Here is a 20845-nt window from a genome sequence, read left to right as displayed (position 1 = left end):
GTAGCCTCGCGCGGCTCGTCATCAGCTACAGATACTTGTTCCAGAACAACATGCGCCCGTGTGCCGGGTCGAGCTGGCCATCGCTGAAACCAAACTTGCGATAGGAACCTTGTGCCACCGGGTTGCCCTCAAGCACTTCGAGGGTGATCTTGCAGCAACCGCGCTCACGGGCAATGTCTTCAACCTTGAGCAGCATTTTCTGGCTCAGACCCAAGCCGCGAAACGTATTCACCACTGACACATCATGAACATTGACCAGTGGCTTGCCGGCAAAGGTCGAAAAGCCTTCGAAGCAGTTCACCAGGCCCGCAGCCTCGCCGTTGACAAACGCCAGCACACTGAACGCATGGGGGCGCTCGGCAAGTTGTGCCGGCAACTGCTCCAGCACATCCTGCGACAACCCTTCACCACCGCCCATGGGATCTTCAGCATAGTGGTTCAATACCTCTCTGAGCGCTTGAGCATGAACCGGGTTTGTATAGTCTGCTTGCACTACCACGACATCCGACATTACGCGTATCCCTCGACGATTCTGGTCATTGGTGTCTTTTTTTGCGACGACACCAGACATTAGCGTGGGCAAGCCGATCCAGACAAGCTTGCGCTCACGGCACAGGCGAGGAATCCAGCAACGGCATCAAGCTGGACAGTTCGCTCACAAAATGCTCGGCATCGGCGTAAATCAATATATGGCGAAAGTGCGAGTTGTCCTTGCGCAACTCGACCTCATTGGCAGCACCCCCTCCTGCCATTTCCCGGCTGATCAGCAGCACGTCATATTCATTGATGGGTGCCGCCTTCAAGCTCACCAACGCCTCGGCGTTGTACAACGGCGCGACCCGGTAATAACCCAGAATATTCAGTGCCCGCTCCATTTTAAGAGCCTGGTTCGGATCCGTGTCTGCAATCAGTATGCGTAAAGATTTTGTTGGCATCTTGGCCTCGTTATTTATGTGCCCCATGGGCTTGAGCGTAACGATCCAGTTCTTCGGCCAGCTGTTCCATACTGCTGTGCAATGCATCGACCGCGACTGTAAGGTGCTGTGGTTGGCCCGTCTGGCAAATCGCTTCCAGTTGTTCGCAACACGCGATCAGTTTTTTCGCCTGAATAAGCCGCGCGCCCCCTTTGATACCATGGGCCAGCTCAGCCAGTCCTTCGTAATCATCGCTTACAAACAGCTCAATCAGGGATCCCAAATCTTTGCGATTGCTGATTGAAAGTTCAGCGAGCAGGTTGAGAATCATCCCGTCGTCGCCCTGACTCAACTGTTTGAGATATGTCAGATTGATCTCACCACCATCAGGCTCATCAATAGCTTTGCCTGCAGACTCCTCAGGCACGCAAGTTGCCAGACATGCGCTCAAGTCCTGCAAGCTGATGGGCTTGAACAGACACCGATCCATTCCAGCTTCCAGGCAACGATCCACTTCTTCCGGTTGTGCGTTGGCAGTAAAACCATAAATCTGGCAACGCGCCCGCGCCGACCCGGCCTCTTCAACTCGCAGCGCCCGGGCCAGCTCATAGCCATTCATGACCGGCATGGAGCAATCGGTAATGACCACATCGAAATTACCCATCCGCCACGCTTTCAGGCCCAGTGCACCGTTTTCGGCGTCCGTCACCCGGTGCCCCATAAAACTGAGCTGTTGGGCCAGCAGCATGCGATTGGCCGGGTAGTCATCCACCACCAGAACATTCAACGGGCGGGTAATACTGGCTTCAGGTTCTTCGGGTTCGGGAGCGATTTCTTCAGGCGCAAGCAGCGGTACCACCATCCTGACCTCTACCTGAGTACCAGCAGCCAGCGCACTTCTAAGGTGCAACTGCCCTCCCATGATTTCGCAGAGTTCGCGGCAAATCATCAACCCCAACCCTGAACTACTGCGCGCCGACTGAGTGTTGTTACTGGCCTGAGTGAAAGGGCTGAACAAACGCCGCTGATCTTCGTCAGAGATGCCGACTCCGGTGTCGTCGACACGCAAGCAAATCGACACAGACTGCGCGTCAGGAGCAGGCTCTATGCGCAGTATCAGCCGGACTTCGCCTTTGTCGGTGAACTTGATGGCATTGCTCAATACATTGGAAACGATTTGCTTGAAACGTATCGGATCGATCAATACATCAATATCCGCCGCCGGGCTCAATTCACTGACCAGGCTCAAATGCTTTTGCCGGGCAAGGCCATCGAACATCCGCGCCACGGCCTCTACCAGCGACTTGATATTGGAGCGTTTAGGGCTCAAAGAAAGATGACCGGACTCAATGCGCGCGATATCCAGAATATCGCCAATCAGTTCGAGCAACTCGCGGGCAGAGGTCGAGGCCACTTCAATGGCGAAACGATCCATGAAACCCTGGTCGGCTTTTTTCATGGCCAACTCCAACATGCCAATAATTGCATTCATGGGCGTGCGGATTTCATGGCTCATGGTCGCCAGGAAGGTGGTCTTGGCCCGGTTCGCTTCGTCCGCTGCTTGCTTGGCGACATTCAGCTCAGCCATCAACTGATGACGCCTGGCTATGACTCGTTGCAAGTGGGTAATCCAGGCAATTGCTATCAACAGCAACACCGCAGCGATGGTAAACCCTTGAATAATTTCGGTCCGATTGCGCAACCAGTAACTCTCGACCGCAGGCGTGTCTATGCGCCAGCGACTGGTCAGTTCACTCATCTCTCCTGGGGTAATACTGAGCAATGCTTTGCTCAAAATAGAGCTCAACTGCGCATCAGCGCCAGCCGTGGCAAAGCCGATTTGCTCGGGTTGCGTACCTACTGTGCTGGTGATTTGCAACTGTTTGTCAAAGCGTCGCGAGACCAGATAGCGGGCACTGACCAGCGCACAGATTGCGCCATCCGCCTTGCCCTCTGCCACCATGCTCAAGGCGGCAGGAGGGTTGTCAGCATCCACCACTTGTATATCCGGGTAGTTCTGCACAATAAAGGCGCGCAACACATTGCCACGCACCAGGGCCACACGCCGGCCGGCCATGTCATCCAGGGTTTCGGGGGCATCCGGCCCCATACGCGTGGTGAGCACAAAGGGGGTGGTGAGATAGGGCCGGGTAAAACCCAGTTGATTTTCCCGGGCGGTACTGCTCGTTACAGCCCCCAACACATCAGCCTTGCCCGAGCTGACCAGCCCGACGACCCCCGCCACCGTGCTTTCGCGCACAGCCTCGAACTGAATGCCGGTGCGTGCGCTGATGTTGGCTAACAGATCAGCAATCAAGCCCTTGAATGTGCCTTGTTCGTCAAAGAATGACAGCGGCAAAAATTGATCATTGATCGCTACTCTCAGTCGCGGGTGCTCAGCCATCCAGCGTTGTTCGTAGGGTGTGGGATTAAAGCGCCAGGGGTTGTTGATTTGCGGTCCGTCCGAGCTCCAGCGCCGCAGGATGGTCATGCGCGCACTGGGGGGTACCGCCATCAGTGCAGCATTGACGATGCGCAGTAGATCCGGGTTATCGCGGCGCAGGGAAAAAGAGAAAGGGTTGTCTTCCAGCCGTGAAAAATCGGCCAGTTGAACGTTGTTCAAGTAGTTCTTGTGAATCAGGTAATTGGCACTGATAAAGTCCCCGAGGTAAACATCGGCCTGGCCAAATGCCACAGCGCCGATGGCTGTCAGGGTCGAAGGGTAAAGTTGCAAGGTGGCTTTGGGGTAAAAGTCCTTGACCTTTTGCGGTGGCAAATAGTGATCAAGCATGGCCACTCGCTGCCCCGCAAGATCGACAGGCGGCCGCGCCCGGTTGCCACTGCGCGTCACCAAGGCAGGCGAATCGTCTGCGTAGGGATGGCTTAATACCAGCTCTGGTTCTTGCGCCTCAAACCCGTTGGAGCTACTCAACAAATCCAGCTCGCCGCGCTTGAGTGCTTCTATCGCCAGCGGTCTTGAAGGGTAGCGCCTGACCACTATGTCAACTTGCAGCAACTGCGAGAGCAATTGCGCGTAGTCGGCAGTCAGGCCTTCGAAGTCCTGACCATTGACGGTCAGGTCAAACGGGCCGTAATCAGGTGCGGAGGTACCCAGACGCAACGGCCCGTGCTGCTTGAGCCATTGCTTGTCTGATGCCTCAAGCATCACGCTGTAGCCCTCGACGCTGGAGCGCCCCAACAGGTGCAATGTTTGCGCAGGCGGTTCGGCGAAAGCATCGGGTTGCCCAAGGACCAACACCCCGATGAGTCCCAGACTGACGAGGATTTTCAATTAAATCAGATCATTGCGTTTGGCAAAATCAGCCAGATAAACCACTGACTTTATATTCAACTTCTCAATCAAGCGTGCCTTATAAGTGCTGATGGTCTTGCTGCTCAGAATCATGTCTTCGGCAATCTTCTTGTTACTCAAACCTCGGGCCAGTTGTTGCAAAATGTATAGCTCCCGCGCCGACAAGTGCTGAATCAGCTCAACGTCACTCATGGTTGCATCACTGTTACGCACTGAACTGGCCGCCAGATACGGAAAGAAGGTATAGCCGTCCATGATGACCTTGACGGCCCGCAACAACTCGGTGAGATCCTGACTCTTGGTGATAAACCCGGCCGCACCGGCTTTCATGCAACGCTGGGAATAAAACAGCGGTGACTGTGACGTGAGTACCAGAATCCGGGTTTCAAGCCCCGAGGCCCTGATTCGATTGATCACCTCCAGCCCATCCAGCCCCGGCATGGTGATATCCAGAATGATCAAGTCCACATCATGTTGACGCGCCAACTGAACCGTATCGGTACCATTCGCCGCCTCGGCAACGACCTCATAGCCGTGCGATTCCATCAGCGATTTCATCGCTGACCGAATAAGTGAGTGATCATCTGCAATCAACACTTTCATATTTTTAACCCTCCGACAGTAAGCCGGGCATCAGCGTATATCAGGCGAAAACATATCGTTTTGAATAGGTACAACAGGCAAAAGCCCGTAAAAACAACCTAACAAGTGACATAAAAAGTATAGGATAAATCCTGCTTTAAACATCTCAAGAGACCCCGATATTTAGACGCCAAGAGCTGAAGCCCCTTAAAAATGAGGCGCGGATGATCGCCAATCGGAGGCTGTCGGCGAGTAGGGGGTTAACTATCTTTGTTGTAGGCTTTTTCTTAAAAAAATGGATCCAAAGACCGGATAATTAGTTTTATCCGGTCATATGCGAAAGTTGCGGCTTAGTGCCAGCCGAACCGGCGAATATAGAACCCCTTCACTGCCTGGGTCAGCAACATGTAGGCCAGCAAAATCATGGGCAAGAACACGAAGTACAGCGGCGGCAACGCCTGCAACTTGAAGTAGCCAGCCAAAGGCCCCATTGGCAGGAAAATGCCCACGGCCATGATCACCCCCGTCATCACCATCAACGGCATGGCTGCACGACTTTGCAGGAACGGAATTTTCGGTGTGCGGATCATATGCACGATAAGTGTTTGAGTCAGCAGCCCGACCACAAACCAGCCTGACTGGAACAAGGTTTGATGCTCAGGTGTATTGGCCTGGAACACATACCACATCAGGCCAAAGGTCAAGATGTCGAAGACCGAGCTGATCGGTCCAAAAAACAGCATGAAACGCCCTACATCAGCAGGCTGCCAGCGTTGCGGCTTTTTCAGCATTTCCTCATCGACGTTATCGAACGGGATGGCAATTTGTGACATGTCATACAGCAGGTTCTGTACCAGCAATTGCATGGGCAACATCGGCAAGAAGGGGATGAACGCACTGGCCACCAGCACCGAGAACACATTGCCGAAGTTCGAACTGGCGGTCATCTTGATGTACTTGAGCATGTTGGCGAAGGTTCTGCGCCCTTCCAGCACGCCCTCCTCCAGCACCATCAGGCTTTTCTCCAGCAGGATGATGTCAGCGGCTTCCTTGGCAATATCCACGGCACTGTCTACCGATATGCCAATATCCGCCGTTCGCAGTGCTGGCGCATCGTTGATCCCGTCACCCATAAAGCCGACCACATGGCCGTTGGCCTTGAGCAAACGCACAATGCGCTCCTTGTGTGTCGGCGTCAGCCTGGCAAAGACGTTTGTGGTTTCCACCGCATCCGCCAGTTCAGCATCACTCATGCGCTCGATGTCATTGCCCATCAGCAGGCCTTGCTGCTCCAGGCCTACTTCACGGCAAATTTTGGCCGTAACCAATTCGTTGTCACCGGTAAGGACTTTTACCGCAACCCCATGTTCGGCCAAGGCCTTAAGTGCAGGCGCGGTGCTCTCCTTGGGCGGGTCCAGAAACGCCACATAGCCAATCAGCGTCAGCCCCTGCTCATCGTTCTGGCTGTAGGTGTCGTGCCCCTCAGTCATTGAGCGCGCAGCCACGGCCACGACACGCAACCCCTCTTCGTTGAATGCCGCAGTCACCTTCCGAATACGTACCAGCAGCTCATCATCCAGGGCTTCTTCCAACTCACCGTGGCGCACGCTCTTGCACACCGACAGCACTTCTTCGACAGCCCCCTTGCAGATCAGCATATGGGGTTGATCCTGCTCGGCCACCACCACGGACATACGTCGACGGGTAAAGTCGAACGGGATTTCATCGACCTTTTTAAAGGCCGTGCCCACGTTCAACTGGCGGTGAACTTCGACATGCTCCAGCACCGCGACATCCAGCAGGTTTTTCAGCCCAGTCTGGTAGTAACTGTTGAGGTAGGCCATCTCCAGCACGTCGTCAGATTCTTGCCCCCACACATCCACATGCCGGGCCAGAAAGATCTTGTCCTGGGTCAGGGTGCCCGTCTTGTCGGTGCACAGCACATCCATTGCGCCAAAGTTCTGGATCGCATCGAGACGTTTGACGATGACTTTTTTGCGCGACAAAAATACCGCGCCCTTGGCCAGGGTCGAGGTCACGATCATCGGCAGCATTTCTGGAGTCAGACCCACTGCGACAGATAAGGCGAACAACAGCGCTTCAGTCCAGTCACCCTTGGTGAAACCGTTGATAAACAGCACCAGCGGCGCCATCACAAACATAAAACGGATCAGCAACCAGCTGACTTTGTTGACCCCGGTCTGAAATGAAGTCGCACCGCGCTCGGTTGCACCGGCCCGCTGCGCCAGCGCCCCGAAATAAGTATTGTTACCGGTTGTCAGCACCACTGCCGTGGCCGCCCCGGACACCACGTTGGTGCCCATAAACAGAATATTGTCCAGCTCCAGCGGGTTGCAGGTCTGGCTGTCGAATTGACGGGCAAACTTCTCAACCGGCATCGACTCGCCCGTCATCGCCGCCTGGCTGACAAACAGGTCCTTGGCACTCAGCACCCGGCAATCCGCCGGGATCATGTCGCCCGCTGACAACACAATCAAATCACCCGGTACCAACTGTTTGATCGCCAGTTCAATACGCTGCGCGCCCCTGATCTGCCGGGCGGCGCCAGAGAACTTGCCGAACATTGGTGAGGCATCGGCACCGAAGTCTCGACGCATTACGGTTGCGGTGTTGCTCACCATTTCCTTGAGTGCGTCCGCCGCCTTGTTGGACTTGGCCTCTTGCCAAAAGCGCAGCAATGTCGACAGCACCACCATGGTGCTGATCACCACTGCCGCCTGGATATCATCGGTGGCCAGGGACACACCGGCAAGCAGGGTCAGCAACAGGTTGAACGGGTTTTTGTAGCAATGCCACAAATGCACCCAACGGCTGAGCGGCTGCTCGTGCTCAACCTCATTGAGGCCGTATTGCTGGCGCAGCAGATCGACTTCCGCTTCGCTCAGACCGTCGGTATGAGTGCCAAGATTGTCGATCAGGGCCACGCTGTCACTGTTGGCGGCGGCCACCAGCGTCTGCGCCAGCGTCGGCGGCACTTCTCGACTGACCGTGGTATTGGTCAGGCTGTCGAGCAAGGCCAGACGCCGGAAGTGCCGGCCGAAATGGCGGGTACGCAAAAAGCCGGCAAAGAATTCTTTCAGGGAGAGTTTCATGGTGCTACTCCTGCGCCGCCTGCGCTCCCCCCACGCAGAGTGGCTAAGCAGGCAGCGTTGATCTGGAACCGTCGTTCATGGTTTGTCTCGTAACTGGCACGCGCATGCGACAGGTGCGACATGCCGCAATGAGGGCGTTATCACATACGATTGAGTGTCTATAAGTGGACTTCCAGAGTCGGGTCAGAACAGCCCCGATCAAGACGCCGGCTGCTTATGCGCGACGTTCGAAGAGTAAACCGTAGGAATACTTCCGTTGTGCAAATCAGAAAGTTCTTCAGGTGGAGTTCAGTTTCACCACCCAAATGACATAAAGCCCGACATTCACACAAATATCAGGCGTTATCCCACTGCCTGATGCGAATCCGGCAATGTTTCATGGCGTTGACGATATGTTTTTCGACCACACTGCGTGAGACGCCAAGGCGCTCGGCAATTTCAGGGTGAGACAAGCCCTCGATCTTGCGCAGCAGAAAACACTCACGACACGCCACAGGCAGTTCGGCCAGTGCTCGCTGTATCATCTCCAGACGCTGGCCATGATCCATCAACACCTGCGGCGAGGGGCTGAAAAAACGCTCTTCGGTGTCCAGCACCTCCAAAGGCTCGACTTGACGAGAGGTGCTGCGCCGATGCCCATCGATCACCAGGTTCAGCGCTGTGCGATACAAGAACGCACGTGGCTGCTCAATCGGCTCAGCACTGGCACGCTCCAGTACTCGTACATAAGCGTCATGCACCACATCTTCGGCCGCCTGGGCATTGCCCAGCCTGGCACTCAAAAAGCCCATCAGTTCGCGATAGTAGTTTTCCAACAGGACTCCTGGCCGCAGCAACAACGGCAGCACTCCATGAGCGCAGCAACAGATCTAATGGGATAGCGGCGTGATGATGGCACTTGTGTAGATGTAATTTATAGTAATTCTCATATAGATTTAAGCCCCCACCCCCTGAAACGCCCTCGAAATATTCGGCAAGACAGATCTCGGGTGCACGCCTAAATCCCTCGTTATTATCTTCGTTTACACAACAGCTCCCCGTGCCTGTCGTTCTGGCGACCGCATGTGCGCGGGGAATTCTGGCCCGACGAGATGACGACGGGCCGATTTCCATTGGCCGGAACCCTGCATGAAACGCCCTCGACAGACCCGTCGCATACTGCTCTTCAGCCTTTGCCTGCTCCTGGCTGCGGCCTTCGTGGCCTGGCCCTATATGAACCCGGGGCGCGAAGCCTATGCCACTGTGCCTGTTACCCGTGGTGACATTGAAAGCAGCGTGACCGCACTTGGCACCCTGCGTCCGAGCAAATATGTGGATGTCGGTGCCCAGGCATCAGGGCAAATCCTCAAGATTCATGTCGAGCCCGGTGACAAGGTAAAAGAGGGCCAGTTGCTGGTCGAAATCGATCCGGCCATCCAGACCGCCAAGCTCAATGCCAGCCGCTTCTCCGTTGAGAATCTCAAGGCTCAACTACAAGAGCAGCGCGCCTTGCACGATCTGGCGAAACAGAAATTCCAGCGTCAGCAAAAACTTGCCAAAGGCGGCGCCACCCGCGAAGAAGATGTGCAAGCTGCGTACGCCGAGGTCCGCACCACCCAGGCACGGATCGACATGTTTGCAGCCCAGATCCGTCAGACCCAGGCCAGCTCGCTCAGTGACGAAGCAGAGCTGGGTTACACCCGCATCTACGCGCCCATGACCGGCACCGTGGTGGCACTGGATGCCCGCGAAGGCCAGACCCTCAATGCCCAGCAGCAAACACCGCTGATTCTGCGCATCGCCAAACTCTCGCAAATGACCGTCTGGGCTGAGGTTTCGGAAGCCGATATCGGCCATCTCAAACCTGGGATGCAAGCCTGGTTCACCACCCTGAGCAAAGGTAACCGGCGCTGGGACAGCACCGTGCGCCAGATCCTCCCCGTGCCACCCAAACCACTCAACCAGGCCAGCCAGGGTGGCGACAGTTCTTCAGGCAATAGTGGCAGCGGCCGTGTGGTGCTTTACACCGTGCTGCTGGATGTGGAAAACCACGATCAGGCATTGATGGCAGAAATGACCACCCAGGTCTTTTTCGTCGCCAGCCAGGCCAGGAATGTGTTGCTGGCGCCCATCAGTGCGTTGCAGGGTCTCCCTGATGGTGACCGCCAGAGCGCTCACGTGGTGGCCCAAAACGGCAAGATCGAACCTCGCGAAATTCGTACCGGCATCAGCGACCGATTGCAGGTCGAGATCCTCGACGGGCTGACTGAGGGCGATCACCTGCTGGTCGGCCCCGCAAGCGAAAACGGAGGCTGAATGCCCACTCCCTTGATCGACCTGCAATCGATTTGCAAGGTCTACGGCGGCAGCGATACCCCTGAAGTTCACGTACTCAGAGGCATCAGCCTGTCGATTCATGCCGGGGAATTCGTCGCCATCGTCGGTGCCTCGGGCTCGGGCAAATCAACCTTGATGAATATCCTCGGCTGTCTTGACCGCCCAACCTCGGGGCGCTACCTGTTTGCTGGCGAAGACGTCGCCCGCCTCGACAGCGACGAACTGGCCTGGCTGCGGCGCGAAGCCTTCGGCTTTGTGTTTCAGGGCTACCATTTGATCCCTTCGGCCTCGGCCCAGGAAAACGTCGAAATGCCGGCCATCTATGCCGGCACACCAGCAGCCGAGCGCCACGCCCGCGCAGCCGCCCTGCTTGACCGCCTGGGCCTGGCCGAGCGCACGGCCAACCGCCCGCATCAACTCTCTGGCGGGCAGCAGCAGCGGGTTTCCATCGCTCGTGCCTTGATGAACGGCGGGCATATCATCCTCGCCGACGAACCCACCGGTGCCCTCGACAGCCATAGCGGCGCCGAGGTCATGACCCTGCTCGACGAACTGGCGGGCCAGGGCCACGTCGTCATCCTGATTACCCACGACCGCGAAGTGGCGGCGCGGGCCAACCGGATCATCGAAATACGCGACGGAGAAGTCATCAACGACAGCGCCGATGGCACACCCCCACCGGCAACCGACAACCCCCTGCAGGCCACTGATTTGCGCAAGCGCCTGAACGAGGGCAGCGAAGCCCGTGGCGCCTGGAAGGGCGAACTGGTCGATGCCGTCCGCGCAGCCTGGCGCGTCATGTGGATCAACCGCATGCGCACCGCCCTGACCCTGCTCGGCATCGTTATCGGTGTTGCCTCGGTAGTCGTGATGCTGGCCGTGGGTGAAGGCAGCAAACGCCAAATCATGTCAGAGATGGCTGCTTTTGGTGCCAACATCATTTATCTGAGCGGAATGCCGCCAAGCCCTGGAGCTGCACCGGGAATCGTGACCCTTAATGACGTGGCCGCCCTGTCGACCTTACCGCAAGTGAAAATGATCATGCCCGTCAACGGCAACCAAATTGGCGTGCGCTACGGTAACGTCAACGAGAGGATGTACACCGGCGGCAATGGCATCGACTTTTCGGCCATTTTCAACTGGCCAGTGGTGCAAGGCAGTTTCTTCACCCAGGCTGACGAAGACGCTGCCGCCGCAGTGGCGGTGATCGGCAAAAAAGTGCGGGACAAAGTGCTCAAGAATGTCCCCAACCCGATAGGCCAGTACATCCTGCTGGGAAACGTGCCATTTCGCGTAGTCGGTGTATTGGCCGAAAAAGGCGCCAGCTCCGGCGAGATGGACGGCGACTCGCGTATCGTCGTGCCCTATTCCGCTGCCAGTGTGCGCCTGTTCGGTTCCCACAATCCGGAGTACGTGGTCATCGCCACCGCCGACGCCAGCAAAGTCCAGCAAGCCGAACAGGCCATCGAGCAGTTGATGCTCAAGCTGCACCACGGCAAGCGCGATTTCGAAATTTTCAATAACGCGGCGATGATCCAGGCCGTAAGCAAATCCAGCAACACACTGTCACTAATGCTCGGCTCGATTGCTGCCATCTCCCTGTTGGTGGGTGGTATCGGGGTGATGAACATCATGCTGATGACCGTTCGCGAGCGCACTCGCGAGATTGGCATACGCATGGCCACCGGCGCCCGACAGCGCGATATCCTGCGTCAATTTTTGACTGAGGCCTTGATGCTCTCGGTGGTCGGTGGCGTAGCGGGCGTTGCCCTGGCCTTTATCGTCGGCGGCGTACTGGTGCTGTTCGATGTTGCCGTAGGGTTCTCGCTGATAGCCATAATCGGTGCTTTTGGTTGCGCGCTGGTGACCGGTGTAACTTTCGGCTTTATGCCCGCCCGCAAAGCTGCCCGGCTCGATCCGGTCACGGCCCTTACCAGTGAATAACCCAACGATGAAGCCGTCATTAAGCCTTTTATCCCTGTGCCTGCTGCTGGGGGCGTGCAGCCAGTCCATCCCTCCTGACAGCAATGACGTAGTGCCGCCAGCGGCCTGGCAATCGGCGCACACCGCGGCCCGCCAGCAGGTCAGCCAAGCATGGTGGAAGCAGTTTGGCAGCCCTGAACTGGATCGCCTGATCAGCCAGGCGCGAGCTGGCAGTTATGATTTGGCTGGCGCCATGGCGCGGGTGCAGCAGGCCCAGGCATCTGCCGTAATCGCCGGAGCCCCCTTGCTGCCCGAAGTGACATTTGCAGGTAACGGCAAGCGTGAGAAACGGCTCCATGGCAAAAGCTACAAACAAGTGAATGCCAGCAGTGGCAACAAGGCCGTGGACTACTTCGACGCCAGCCTGAGCGCCAGCTATGAGGTGGATTTCTGGGGTGCCAAAGCGGCGGCACGGGATAGCGCGCGGCAGGCGCTCAAGGCCAGTGAGTTTGACCGTGACACGGTGGAGCTGACCCTGCTCAGTGGTGTCGCCAGCAGCTACGTACAAACACTGGCCCTGGATGAGCAGTCGCGTATTGCAAGGCTCAACCTGGCTAATGCACAAAGCGTGTTAGGCATTGTGCAAACCCGCCATGACGCAGGATCGGCCACAACCCTGGAACTGGCCCAGCAAAAAAGCCTGGTCGCCAGTCAGCAACGGCAGGTACCCCTGGTTGAGCAACAGGCTCGGGAAGCACGAATCACCCTCGCCGCGCTGCTCGGCAAGCCCGTACAAAATCTGACATTGGACAATACGCAATTTACCCAACTGGATTGGCCAACAATCGGCAGCGGGCTACCCAGCGAATTACTGACGCGGCGCCCGGACATCGCCCGCGCCGAAGCCCTACTGGTCGCCGCCCGCGCCGATATTATTGTCGCCCGCGCCGCCATGCTGCCCAAGCTGACCCTGAGTGCGAGCCTGGGCTCCGGTTCCGACAGTTTCAACGATATCTTGCGCAGCCCGCTCTACAACCTTGCTGCCGGGCTAACAGCGCCGATTTTCAACAATGGCCGCCTCAGTGCCGAACGCGACAAGGCCGTAGCACAGCAACAAGAACTCCTGCAAAGCTATCGAGCGAGCATCATCAGCGCCTTTGCCGACGTTGAAAAAGCGCTCAATAACGCTAACGGCCTGGACCAGCAGCGTCAGTGGCAAGACGAAGAGCTCAAGCAAGCCCAACTGGCCTTCGACATTGCACAAAATCGCTACCAGGCCGGAGCCGAAATGCTGCTGACGGTATTGGAAACCCAGCGCACGCTGTATCAGGCCCAGGATCAGCATCTACAGCTGCGCCTGTCACGGCTGCAGGCCAGTATTGCGTTGTACAAGGCATTGGGTGGGGGCTGGAACAATCCTGGAGCGTGATTCATGACCTGTGGTCAAGAGTGCTTTGCCTGGCTGGCGGTTTTTCCCAAGGATAAGGGCGAGGATACTCGACCTCATTCTTACGCCCACCAAGGAGTTATCCATGACAGTTCCAGCATTCGGCCTCGGCACTTTCCGTCTTAAAGGCCAGGTGGTTATCGACTCGGTCAAAAACGCCCTCGACTTGGGCTACCGTGCCATCGACACCGCCCAGATCTATGAAAACGAAGACGATGTCGGCCAGGCCATTGCCGAAAGCGATGTGGCTCGCGACAAGTTGTTTATCACCAGCAAGATCTGGGTCAGCAATTTTGCCAGGGACCAGTTGATTCCAAGCCTGCAGGACAGCCTGAAAAAACTGCGCACCGATCACCTCGACTTGACCCTGATTCACTGGCCATCACCGAACAATGAAGTGCCGGTGGCAGAATTTATGGGTGCATTGCTGGAAGCCAAAAAGCTGGGCCTGACCAAACGGATTGGCGTGTCGAACTTCACCATCGCGCTAATGAAAGAAGCCATTGCTGCCGTTGGCGCAGAACATATCGCCACCAACCAGATCGAACTGCACCCCTACCTGCAAAACCGCAAAGTCGTGGAGTTCGCACAGAGCCAGGGCATCCATATCACCTCGTACATGACCCTGGCCTACGGCGAAGTGCTGAATGACCCGGTGATCATGGCCATTGCCGATCGCCACAACGCTACCCCGGCCCAAGTGACACTGGCCTGGGCCATGCAATTGGGGTACTCGGTGATTCCATCGTCGACCAAACGCGCCAACCTTGAGAGCAACCTCAAGGCCTGCCATTTGAAACTGAGCGATGAGGATATGGCGCAGATTGCGGCACTGGATCGCGGCCACCGCCTGACCAACCCGCAAAGCGTTGCGCCGCTGTGGGATTGATCAGGAAAACCTGTAGTCGCTGACGAGGAACGAAGGCTGCGAGCGGCGTCATACGGTGCTAGGGACAATCAGCACACACGACTGCTTCGTACTCAATCGCAGCCTCGCTCCGCTCGTCAGCGACTACAGATTTCAGTACGGATTATTGAACACCAAAGCGTTGCAACTGCATTTCCTGCAGACGGCTCAAGGTGCGGCGAAAGGCGAACTCCAGGTAACCCTGGGTGTAGAGCTGATCCATCGGTACCCTGGCATCGATGCACACCGGCACCTTGCGGTCGTAGCATTCGTCAATCAGCGCGATAAAACGCCGCACGCTGTCATCGTATTTGGACAACTGCGGCAGCTCGCGGTCCCCCGCTTCGACTTTCACTGCCCCGTCTTCGGTGCCACGGGCAATCTTGCCTTCGCGCTGCTCGGCACTCAGGCAGGGCACGCCGCTGAGCAACATCACTTTGTAGCGGTCACAAATCTGCATAAATTCGGTCGCCGCCAACGGTTGCTCGCACAACTCGTGAAAATTGCACCACAGCACCACATCACTGGCCTGCACCACATTCAACGAACGATGGCCCACGGCAATAGGCTGATCAGACACCACCTGGCCTTGGGTCAGATCCCGGAACACCGGTTCAATTGCGCTTGGCTGGCCCTCTTCAGTCACCCAATAGCGCCGATGAGCAATGCCAGGGTGCAGGCGGTGATCTTCAACTCCGTTCACCGGCATTACCTGCATATGCTGGAGAATCGCCGTGATTCCGGGGGCAAAGCGATCACGGTTAAAGCCATGCCCATAGAGATCGTGCGGCGGCTGGTTAGAGGTACACACCAGCACCACGCCTTCATCGAACATAACTTGAAACAAGCGCCCCAGAATGATCGCGTCGGCAATGTCATTGACAAACAGCTCGTCAAAACACAGCACCTTCACTTCCTCGCCCAGGCCTTTGGCCAGTGTCTTGAGCGGGTCTGCCGTGCCAGTCAGTTGAAACAGACGCTGATGCACCCACTGCATAAAGTGATGAAAGTGCTGACGCCGGGCCGGCACCCGCAAACTCTGGTAGAAACGATCCATCAACCAGGTCTTGCCTCGGCCCACTGGCCCCCACAAATACACGCCATCGACCGACTTCGCCCCTGAGTGCAATGCCTCATGACAGTGTTGCAGCGCCTGGACAGCCACCCATTGGGCCGGGTCATGGACAAAACCCTGCTGCTCGATAGCCTGTTGATACGCATTAAGGGGGGACTCGACATTCATACCGATGAGTGGCTCCTGAATCTGAGAGGCCAGTATGCCAGCAAGGAGAGAGCCCAGGCACTTGAAAAAAACGGCAATGCCACCACATTGTTACCCGAGCAGTAACAGAGCCTTTTGCGATCAGGTATTTTTACTTTGTTGGAAAAGCGTAACCTTACTCACATAACTCGCACATCGTTTGACCTTGATACACGGTACTTCGTACGCACCTGATCCTTTTACAGGCTCCGTCACTTCTTCCGTCTCATCGGCAAATGAAGTCAGTCAGCTTTACATCTTGATTACTTTAGAGGCCATATATATGAAAAACTTACTTGCTCTTATACTTGCCGGCTTTGCAACTTTTGCTATTGCTGGTGAAACTTCCACTGTTCAGCAACCGCCCGTTGAACAGTACAGCTACGGCACCAAACTGGACATTGCCCGCGTCATCAGCATGTCCACTGTGCCCGATGTATGTGAAGTCGTGCCGGCGACCATGACCTATGAAGATTCCCAGGGTCAACGCCACACTATCGAGTATCAGGCCATGGGTGATGGTTGCAGCACACATTAAGTCTCAACGGTTGTACGCACGGACGCGACCCCAGCCCCCCTCTTTGAGGGGGGCTTTTTCGTTGTGCACCCCTGAAAAGCAGTGATTGTTACTGATCCGGAAAAACTGCTTGGCGATCTTTTGACTATAATAAATACGTCGAGGGCGTATTCTAGATTCATCCCTCAACGCAACATTGAAACAGGGCACGGTACTTCGTGCGGCGTCACTTACCCAAACGACTCCGCAACTTCTCCCGCCACGACGGCAATCGAAGTCAGTGATTCTTGATTGATTTAAGGTCTCAACAATGAAATATTTAATTGCTCTTGCACTGATGGGTTGTTCAACACTGGCTGCGGCTGACGAACTTCAGGTTGCGCAACAACAACCCGCTGTCGAACATTACACTTACGCCACCGACCTCGATATTGCCAAAGTTATCAGCGTGTCCCCCGCGGCCGATGTATGCGAAGTGGTACCCGCACAAATGACCTATGAAGACCATCAAGGTCAGCGTCATATACTTGAGTACCGCGTGATGGGTAACGGTTGCAGCAATGGCTAATACCTGCGCCTGATGTAACGATCGACACAAGGCCTCCGTTTAGCGGGGGCTTTTTTATGGGTGGCATTGCGCGGTACTCTCGACTCAAATCAATGGCAAGGAGCCACCCTCGATGCAGCCCCCACCCACTCTCCGTACCTCGCGACTGATACTGCAACCCCTGCACCTGAGCGACGCGCCAGCTATCCAGGAACGCTTTGCCCACTGGGAAGTCGTGCGCTACCTGAACGCGCTCGTGCCCTGGCCCTACCCGGACGATGGCGCATTGAACTATCTGCGTGACGTGGCCTTACCGGCTATGGCCCGTGGCGAAGAGTGGCATTGGACGATTCGCTTGCTGTCACAACCCGACCAACTGATTGGCAGCATCAGCCTGATGGATACCATCGACAATAACCGGGGGTTCTGGCTGGCACCGCAATGGCAAGGCCAGGGTTTGATGAGCGAGGCTTGCAGGGCGGTGGATAGCTACTGGTTCCAGACCTTGGGCCGTGAACGGATGCGAGTACCCAAAGCGGCACCCAATGTGGGTTCGCGACGAATCTCGGAACGGGGCGGGATGCGTTTGGTGAGAAGCACGGAAAGTGACTTTGTCAGCGGCAGGTTTAGCAGCGAGCTGTGGGAAATTACCCGGGAGCAATGGCTGGCACTGCAATTGAAGTGAAAAGATAAAACACCCGACCCTGTCAAACATACGATCAGGGCCGGGTTGAAACGCTCAGCGGGCAATGCGTTCCGGGTGACGAGAATCAGTCTTTCTTCTCGGAAATCACCTTACCGGTCGAATCGAAAACAATTTCGTATTCCAGGCCGTCGACCTTCTTGATCCCTTCAGCTTTCCAGATGCCGGCAGCCGGGTCCTGGGCTTCGATTTTCTTGATCACGGTGTAGCCGTTCTTGTTCTTGAGCACTTCAACCAGTTCTTTGGAAAACGCCCAGTTCGGATCAGCCTGAGCCATCGCTGCACCGGCACTCAACAAAGCAGCAGTCGTGATCACAGCAGCAAAGGTTTTCTTCAACATTGTCTTAACTCCATTAATTGATGTTGCGTCTGGTACTCAATGTGACTGGAACAACCGTAGCAGAGAAAATCCCGGCCATCGGGCTAATTGACGTGGTTTTGACATGGCTCATGTTCTCGTTAACTCCAGCAGGGGGGTAGAATGCGCAAAACCGGGAAGAACCCATGAGAGAAACGCACCACACAGAAGCCGAAAACGATGTCATCACCGAAGCTGCGGCTCAGTGGTGCATGCGTTTGCACGAGCCCGATTGCAGCAACGCGGAACGTGAAGCTTTCGTGGTATGGCTAAACGCCAGCCCCGTGCACGCCATTGAATATGAAGCGATGCTGGATATTTGGGGGGTCAGTGAGCACCTGACACGCTCCGCGCCGGTGCCAGCCCGGGTGATCCCGTTACCCCAAGTACCGCGTCGCAGTGCCTGGCAGCGTTTTGCCGTGGCCGCAGCCATCACCCTTCTCGCAGTGCCCGTAGCGGCATACAGCGGTTGGCAACTGGGCTGGGTGCCCAATGCTTATGAGCGCTTTAGCGCCGATGCCAGCACGCAAACCGTAACCCTGCCCGATGGCAGCCAGGTCGAGCTCAATCTGGGCACACAACTGGCCTTCAGCAATTACAAGGACCGACGCCAGGTGAGCCTGAGCAAGGGCGAAGCCTTTTTCAAGGTCAGCCACGATGCTGCCCACCCGTTTCTGGTCCAGGCCGCAGAGGGACAGGTGCGGGTCACCGGCACCCAGTTCAATGTGTGGATGTATCAGGATCAGGTAAAGGTCACGCTGCTGGAAGGCTCGGTGCTGGTCACCAGCAACAAGAACCTCAGTGGCGACGGCTTGCGCCTGGAACCGGGAATGCAGGCCCGCTACAAGGCGGGCGACTACGCCGCACAGATCAGTCAGACCGCTGCCAATTCACCGGACCTGGCGTGGCGCAACGGTAAGCTGGTGCTGGACAACCTGTCACTGGCCGACGCCCTGCCCCTGATCAACCGCTATCTCGAGCTCCCCCTTTCGCTGGCCGACAGTGCCACCGGCAAGTTGCGCATCGGTGGCGTGTTCAATACCCGGGAAATCAACCACCTGGTGACCGCCCTGCCCAAGGTGTTGCCGGTGTATCTGAGCCGCAATAGCGAAGGTCAACCGGTACTGAACGCCCGTCCAGCCCGGTAAAAACCGTTTGTCATCGTAATCGATTAAAAAAATTTAATAATCGCTGCAAACCCCCGCCCACACTGGTCGCGCATGCGATTGAGACGAATTCACGACAAAATTTCTACATTCCAATGTTCATGATTTCTGCCGCTCATTCGTCTAGTTAAGTAAGAGCACTTTTTTCTTTTCCTGATCAGGCTCTGAAAAGGAGTTTTTTGCATGCAGAACCAGATACCAACGGACGGTAGCCACCAGCATCGCGAAGCAGCTTTCCAGCCCGACCCCGGATTGCTGCAAGCGCTGGCTCCCTTGCAGGGCAACGAACGGATCCGCCACTTGCTCAAGTGTTTCGGGCTGCGTACCAGCCTGGTGCGACTCAAGGTCATTGACGCGCTGCTGACGGCGGCCGGCAACGATCGCAGGCTCGGGGTGCGTGGCATGCACAGCCACTTGCAGGCGCTGGATATTCCACTGTCATTTCTGAGTGTGCGCGAAGTACTCAAGCGCCTTTGCAGCGAAGGGGTGGTGGTGCTCAACAGCGACAAGAGCTACAGCCTGCATCCACAGGCTGAAGCAGTTTTGACAGGCAGGATTGAGGCTTAAATCTTGGTCTTGCGGCGCATCACGCCATTGATCACCACCACAATCACGGCCACGCCGATGGCGATGTACTGGAACATTTTCTCGGTGATCATGCCGGCGTTTTGCATGTACGAAAGACCAAACATGATTCCCAGAACCACCAGTGAAATCAAAATCGAGTATTTCAAGCGCTGCGAAGGGGTCATAACCTGTTCCTGAAAGTAAGGCAAAAAATCGAAAAATGTCGCCAATATGTCGAGATTGCGGGCGGGCCCGCCTTGAACCGCGGGCCATATTACACTGCAAACAGGGTTTAGCTGCCCACAGGTCGACGAAAACCGCTTGCAGGGCGGGCGCAAAGATCCACTAACCAGTCGACAAATACCCGCACCCGCGGCGACAGTTGCCGGTGCTGCGGATACAGGGCGGTCAACGCCAGGCGCGGCGGTAAAAAATCGCTGAGAACTTCTTGCAGACGCCCTTCACGCACCAGTTGCGCCACATGATAATGCGGTGTTTGCACCAGCCCGTACCCGGCCACACAAGCCGCCAGATACCCCTCGGCGCTGTTGACGGCCAGTCGTTTGGGCAAGTCGACCAGACGCACTTCGGTGCCCATCTGAAACTCCAGCCCGTAGCGTTTGCCCGACACGCTGGAAAAATACTCCACCACCTGATGCCCGCTCAGATCCTCGATTGAGTGCGGCACGCCATGGGCTTGCAAATAGCCGGGGCTGGCGCAGGTGACTTGATCCATTTGCACCAGAGGGCGCGCCACCAGCGAGTCGTCCATGGTCAAGCCACCGCGGATCACACAATCCACCCCCTCGCGAATCAGGTCCACCGGACGGTCGTTAAGGCCGATTTCCAGCTCGATCAACGGATAGCGTTGCGTAAATTCGGGTAACGCCGGCAACACCACCAGACGCCCCACGGCAGCCGGCATCTCGACCCGCAGCGTGCCCTTGGGCTGGCTGCTCTTGAACAACCCCTCGGCCTCTTCAAGATCCGCCAGCAAGCTGACGCAGCGCTGGTAATAGGCAGCGCCGTCCAGGGTCGGACTGACCTGGCGGGTGGTGCGATGCAGCAGTTGCACACCAAGGTGCGCTTCCAGCTGTTTGATCAGTACCGTGACCGACGCGCGAGGTAATTGCAGGCTATCGGCAGCCCTGGCAAAGCCACCCAGCTCAACGATGCGGGTGAAAACCAGCATCGCGTTGAAACGGTCCATA

Annotated in this window: 19 protein-coding genes; 9 read left to right on the top strand and 10 right to left on the bottom strand. The window is 56.5% G+C overall.

The window, feature by feature from the left end; all coding sequences use genetic code 11:
- Window positions 1-25: 25 nt before the first annotated feature.
- The 6 genes from ACZRMH_RS08100 to ACZRMH_RS08075 all read right to left on the bottom strand — a co-directional run bounded on the left by ACZRMH_RS08100 (window position 26) and on the right by ACZRMH_RS08075 (window position 8737).
- Window positions 26-511 (bottom strand): GNAT family N-acetyltransferase, encoded by a 486-nt coding sequence (locus ACZRMH_RS08100; RefSeq protein ID WP_464012960.1) that lies wholly within the window; start codon window positions 509-511, stop codon window positions 26-28.
- Window positions 512-605: 94 nt separating this feature from the next.
- On the bottom strand, window positions 606-935 hold the full coding sequence (locus ACZRMH_RS08095; RefSeq protein ID WP_464012959.1) for a hypothetical protein: 330 nt from the start codon (window positions 933-935) through the stop codon (window positions 606-608).
- A 10-nt stretch (window positions 936-945) separates the two neighbouring features.
- The gene (locus tag ACZRMH_RS08090) at window positions 946-4206 is read right to left on the bottom strand and encodes a transporter substrate-binding domain-containing protein (protein WP_464012958.1); all 3261 of its coding nucleotides are present in this window, start codon (window positions 4204-4206) and stop codon (window positions 946-948) included.
- A complete protein-coding gene (locus tag ACZRMH_RS08085; protein ID WP_464012957.1) occupies window positions 4207-4830 on the bottom strand; it encodes a response regulator in 624 nt (207 codons plus the stop codon).
- A gap of 329 nt (window positions 4831-5159) precedes the next feature.
- A complete protein-coding gene (gene mgtA / locus ACZRMH_RS08080; protein WP_464012956.1) occupies window positions 5160-7922 on the bottom strand; it encodes a magnesium-translocating P-type ATPase in 2763 nt (920 codons plus the stop codon).
- 335 nt (window positions 7923-8257) lie between these two features.
- Complete coding sequence (locus ACZRMH_RS08075) at window positions 8258-8737, bottom strand: sigma-70 family RNA polymerase sigma factor (RefSeq protein ID WP_464012955.1); 480 nt, start codon at window positions 8735-8737, stop codon at window positions 8258-8260.
- A 313-nt stretch (window positions 8738-9050) separates the two neighbouring features.
- On the opposite strand from ACZRMH_RS08075, the gene ACZRMH_RS08070 reads away from it, so the two are divergent.
- From ACZRMH_RS08070 to dkgB, 4 genes are all read left to right on the top strand, one after another.
- The gene (locus ACZRMH_RS08070; protein ID WP_464012954.1) at window positions 9051-10217 is read left to right on the top strand and encodes an efflux RND transporter periplasmic adaptor subunit; all 1167 of its coding nucleotides are present in this window, start codon (window positions 9051-9053) and stop codon (window positions 10215-10217) included.
- Window positions 10218-12182, top strand: a complete 1965-nt coding sequence (locus ACZRMH_RS08065) for a MacB family efflux pump subunit (protein WP_464012953.1) — start codon at window positions 10218-10220, stop codon at window positions 12180-12182.
- A gap of 7 nt (window positions 12183-12189) precedes the next feature.
- Window positions 12190-13590, top strand: a complete 1401-nt coding sequence (locus ACZRMH_RS08060) for an efflux transporter outer membrane subunit (protein ID WP_464012952.1) — start codon at window positions 12190-12192, stop codon at window positions 13588-13590.
- A gap of 103 nt (window positions 13591-13693) precedes the next feature.
- Window positions 13694-14497 (top strand): 2,5-didehydrogluconate reductase DkgB, encoded by an 804-nt coding sequence (dkgB, locus tag ACZRMH_RS08055; RefSeq protein WP_464012951.1) that lies wholly within the window; start codon window positions 13694-13696, stop codon window positions 14495-14497.
- Between the two features lie 142 nt (window positions 14498-14639).
- On the opposite strand, the gene zapE is transcribed toward dkgB, so the two are convergent.
- The gene (gene zapE / locus ACZRMH_RS08050; protein WP_464012950.1) at window positions 14640-15758 is read right to left on the bottom strand and encodes a cell division protein ZapE; all 1119 of its coding nucleotides are present in this window, start codon (window positions 15756-15758) and stop codon (window positions 14640-14642) included.
- A 301-nt stretch (window positions 15759-16059) separates the two neighbouring features.
- Here zapE and ACZRMH_RS08045 point away from each other — a divergent pair, with 301 nt between their 5' ends.
- From ACZRMH_RS08045 to ACZRMH_RS08035, 3 genes are all read left to right on the top strand, one after another.
- A complete protein-coding gene (locus tag ACZRMH_RS08045) occupies window positions 16060-16314 on the top strand; it encodes a DUF2790 domain-containing protein (protein WP_464012949.1) in 255 nt (84 codons plus the stop codon).
- 289 nt (window positions 16315-16603) lie between these two features.
- On the top strand, window positions 16604-16861 hold the full coding sequence (locus ACZRMH_RS08040; protein ID WP_464012948.1) for a DUF2790 domain-containing protein: 258 nt from the start codon (window positions 16604-16606) through the stop codon (window positions 16859-16861).
- Between the two features lie 112 nt (window positions 16862-16973).
- Complete coding sequence (locus tag ACZRMH_RS08035; RefSeq protein ID WP_464012947.1) at window positions 16974-17525, top strand: GNAT family N-acetyltransferase; 552 nt, start codon at window positions 16974-16976, stop codon at window positions 17523-17525.
- Window positions 17526-17610: 85 nt separating this feature from the next.
- Here the strand turns inward: ACZRMH_RS08035 and ACZRMH_RS08030 are convergent, their stop codons facing one another.
- A complete protein-coding gene (locus ACZRMH_RS08030) occupies window positions 17611-17883 on the bottom strand; it encodes a PepSY domain-containing protein (RefSeq protein WP_464012946.1) in 273 nt (90 codons plus the stop codon).
- A gap of 164 nt (window positions 17884-18047) precedes the next feature.
- Between ACZRMH_RS08030 and ACZRMH_RS08025 the strand changes: the two genes are divergently transcribed.
- Together ACZRMH_RS08025 and ACZRMH_RS08020 are read left to right on the top strand one after the other, a co-directional pair.
- Window positions 18048-19049, top strand: a complete 1002-nt coding sequence (locus ACZRMH_RS08025) for a FecR family protein (RefSeq protein ID WP_464012945.1) — start codon at window positions 18048-18050, stop codon at window positions 19047-19049.
- Between the two features lie 201 nt (window positions 19050-19250).
- Window positions 19251-19634, top strand: coding sequence for a fe2+ zn2+ uptake regulation protein (locus ACZRMH_RS08020; RefSeq protein WP_464012944.1), 384 nt, complete (start codon window positions 19251-19253; stop codon window positions 19632-19634).
- Here ACZRMH_RS08020 and ACZRMH_RS08015 read toward each other — a convergent pair.
- The gene (locus ACZRMH_RS08015) at window positions 19631-19819 is read right to left on the bottom strand and encodes a hypothetical protein (RefSeq protein ID WP_016782366.1); all 189 of its coding nucleotides are present in this window, start codon (window positions 19817-19819) and stop codon (window positions 19631-19633) included. The genes ACZRMH_RS08020 and ACZRMH_RS08015 overlap by 4 nt on opposite strands.
- A gap of 107 nt (window positions 19820-19926) precedes the next feature.
- The gene (locus ACZRMH_RS08010; protein ID WP_464012943.1) at window positions 19927-20844 is read right to left on the bottom strand and encodes a LysR family transcriptional regulator; all 918 of its coding nucleotides are present in this window, start codon (window positions 20842-20844) and stop codon (window positions 19927-19929) included.
- Between the last annotated feature and the right edge of the window lies 1 nt (window position 20845).

The sequence above is a fragment of the Pseudomonas sp. B414 genome (assembly GCF_055408445.1).
This window is presented reverse-complemented; position numbering and strand designations above follow the sequence as displayed.